Raw genomic sequence first — 2,974 nt, 5'->3', positions numbered from 1 at the left:
AGGGTCGGCATCCCAGAATTCATTCTCGAAGCTCAATACCCAGCCCACTGATACCTCTGTCTACGCTTCGACTCGCGCCTCACGACGCGCCCCGCAAGACTCGAGGCCAGGTGGTTCGCTATTCCTTTCCTGTGGGACTCTCTCATTCCCTACTGCATGCCGGTTTATCCCGGCGCACGGACGTCCTGGTCTGTCACTCTCGCATTTGGATGAGAAGAAATCATCCTGCAGTGTATTGGTTGATCAGAATGCCTCGATCCGCTCGATTCATTGCGCCAGGCGTAGCACATCACATAACCCAACGTGGTACCGACCGCCAATCCGTGTTCCCTTCCCGCCGCGACCGGCTAACCTACATGCGTTTGTTACGCGAACAGGCGGCCGTCAGCAACCTCCCGATTTTGGCTTATTGCCTGATGACCAAGCATATCCACCTGATTGCCGTGCCACACGAGGTGCCTGTCCTGGCCGAGGTGATGCAGCGTGTGCACGGCCGCTACGCTCAATACTTGAATGCTCGCCGGGGGCGTTGTGGGCACCTTTGGCAGAACCGGTTCCATTCCTGTCCGTTGGGCGCATCACCTCAGTGGGCGGCCTTGCGCTATGTGGAAATGAACCCGGTTCGGGCTGGACTGGTGGCAGACCCGCGTTGCTATGAATGGTCCAGCGCCGAGGCTCATCTATCAGTGGAAGACCCCGCGCGCATTGCGGACCTGACGTTCTGGCGCGCGGCTGGTGGCGCTGCCACTTGGGCGCGCCTGCTGAATGAACCGGAAATGGTTGTCGAGCTAAAAGCGCTACGGCGTGCAACATACTCTGGCCAACCCTTCGAGGATCAAGTTTTAAGGAGGAAATGCATGCAAAACGATCTCTGCCTTGGGCGAAGGTGGCCGGCGAGCAGGCCCCAGCGAGGGGGGGGTGAGGTACTGAGTGCCAGAAAGTGGATGGGCGGATCCACTATGATCGGGAGTGGCTGCTGTGAGTAGAATACTGGAGAGTATTGTCTGGGGAAATATACGGGTAAAGCGGCAGGGCGCGGTAGGGACAGCCATCGCTGACCGCCCCCCGCACAGATCCGTACGTGCGGGACTACCGCATACGGCTCCTACCTCGGATGTGTGGCGTCAAAGCGTATGTCGGGATAGGGATGCACCAGCCGGGGCACGGGAAGCCAGCGTTGGAATAGTCGAGTCACACGCCCCGCCTTCAGCCGGCCCTTCTGGCTGCGCCGTTTCAGAGCGTGCCGCCAGTAGCATCCGACCCGATTGCGGAACCGGGACAGACTCACCCAGTTGCCCGGCACTCCGTGGTATCGGTAAAAGCCGTTCAGCACACGTTCGAGCCACTTCCCAATCTGCGCAACCGGCTTATGCCTCCGCGCCCGAAGCGTCTGCTTGATTTGTTGCAGTTTCGCCTCCAGCCGCTTCCGCACCGTCCGCCGCCAGATCGTATAGTTACCCCGACTGTTGGTTCCGCATTGGTGCGTGAACCCCAGAAACGCGAAGCTTTCTGGCTCCCCCTCACCCCGTCGTTGCCGGTTGCTCCGGGCAAACCTGCCGAACTCGATCAGCCTCGTCTTTTCGGCGTGCAGTTCCAATCCAAACTTCGCCAGCCGCTGCCCGAATTCCTTCAGAAAGCGCTCCGCCTCGGCCTGGTACTCGAAACCCACCACAAGATCGTCGGCGTAGCGGACCACGATCACTTCGCCTTCCGCCACTTTCTTCCGCCATACCTCCACCCACAGATCGAACACGTAGTGCAGGTAGACATTGGCCAGCAGCGGTGAGATCACCGCCCCTTGCGGAGTACCCACCTTCGTTTCCGACCACTCGCCGTCCTCGCTCACCCCCGCCTTCAACCATTTCTGGATCAGGCGCAGGATCCGCTTATCGGCGACCCGGTGCTGCACAAACTTCATCGTCCACTCGTGGCTCATCCGGTCGAAAAAGCCTCGAATGTCGGCGTCCAGAATCCAGTTCACCCGCTTCCGGTAGAGCCCCGCACTCAGCGCGTCCAGCGCCTGATGCGGACTGCGTCCAGGTCGAAACCCGTAGCTGAATCCCCGAAAGTCCACCTCATATATCTGGTTGAGAATGGTGACCACGGCCTGTTGGACGATCTTGTCCTCCAGTGCCGCAATGCCGATCGGGCGCAAGCGCCCGTCCGCTTTCGGTATGTAGATCCGGCGCGAGGGCCGCGCCCGGTAGGCTCCGCGGTGAATCCGGTCCTTCAGGTCGGCGAGCCGATCCTCAAGACCTTCCTCATACTGCTGCCACGTCACGCCATCGACGCCCGGCGCCGCTTTCTTCTGTAAATGCAGATAGCTTTGCCGCAGCAGATCGATCGTCACATGGTGCAGCAGCGTGGTGAACCGTTCCTGCTTCCTTTCCCGCGCTACCTTACGCACACCCGCCAGGCCCTGTGACACGCCTCGCCCGTCCTGTGCCGGTGGCGTGCGTTCCTGGTTGGTGTTCTCCTCGGTTGACGTCCTTCCCTCCACCCTCTCCGCCGCCACGGCCTGTTGCTCCGTCACTTTGTTCGAGGACTTCACGGGTACTACGACGTCATCCGACTCCTCACCGCCGTTCATGTCGGTCGTTCGGCTATCGCCTTCTCCGGCCGGACTGCTCCGCTGTCGTGCAGCCAGCGATGAGGTCTCCCGGTTCTCGTGCATGCAGTTTCTCAGCGTGCCTGGGGTCTGCGACTACGTGGGATCTGGCGGAGGGCTCGCGCTTACGCCCACTCCAGTGCAGCCTTCCCCTTCTGTCAACAGGGTCGGCATCCCAGAACCTGTTTTCGAAGCTCGATACCCAGCCCACTGATACCTCTGTCTACGCTTCGACTGCGGCTTCACAACCGCATCCGCAAGACTCGAGGCCAGGTGGTTCGCTACTCCTTTCCTGTAGGACTCTTTCATTCCCTACTACATGCCGGTTTATCCCGGCGCACTGACAGGCCAGGACGTCCCCTTTTC

Annotated in this window: 2 protein-coding genes; one reads left to right on the top strand and one right to left on the bottom strand. The window is 60.5% G+C overall.

Features of this window, described 5'->3' with window-relative positions; genetic code table 11:
* Window positions 1–209 precede the first annotated feature (209 nt).
* Window positions 210–986: a transposase gene (locus tag ACR9Y2_RS40235; protein ID WP_435047578.1), complete on the top strand. Its 777-nt coding sequence runs from the start codon at window positions 210–212 to the stop codon at window positions 984–986.
* Between the two features lie 119 nt (window positions 987–1,105).
* On the opposite strand, the gene ltrA is transcribed toward ACR9Y2_RS40235, so the two are convergent.
* Window positions 1,106–2,674: a group II intron reverse transcriptase/maturase gene (ltrA, locus tag ACR9Y2_RS40230; RefSeq protein ID WP_435047577.1), complete on the bottom strand. Its 1,569-nt coding sequence runs from the start codon at window positions 2,672–2,674 to the stop codon at window positions 1,106–1,108.
* Window positions 2,675–2,974 lie beyond the last annotated feature (300 nt).

Source organism: Paludibaculum fermentans, assembly GCF_051172195.1.
Lineage (GTDB): Bacteria > Acidobacteriota > Terriglobia > Bryobacterales > Bryobacteraceae > Paludibaculum > Paludibaculum fermentans_A.
This window is presented reverse-complemented; position numbering and strand designations above follow the sequence as displayed.

What these genes read in the sequence shown, in the direction of transcription:
- ACR9Y2_RS40235 (WP_435047578.1), top strand. Translation starts at nt 210, where the DNA reads ATGAGAAGAAATCATCCTGCAGTGTATTGGTTGATCAGAATGCCTCGA.
- ltrA (WP_435047577.1), bottom strand. Translation starts at nt 2,674, where the DNA reads ATGCACGAGAACCGGGAGACCTCATCGCTGGCTGCACGACAGCGGAGC.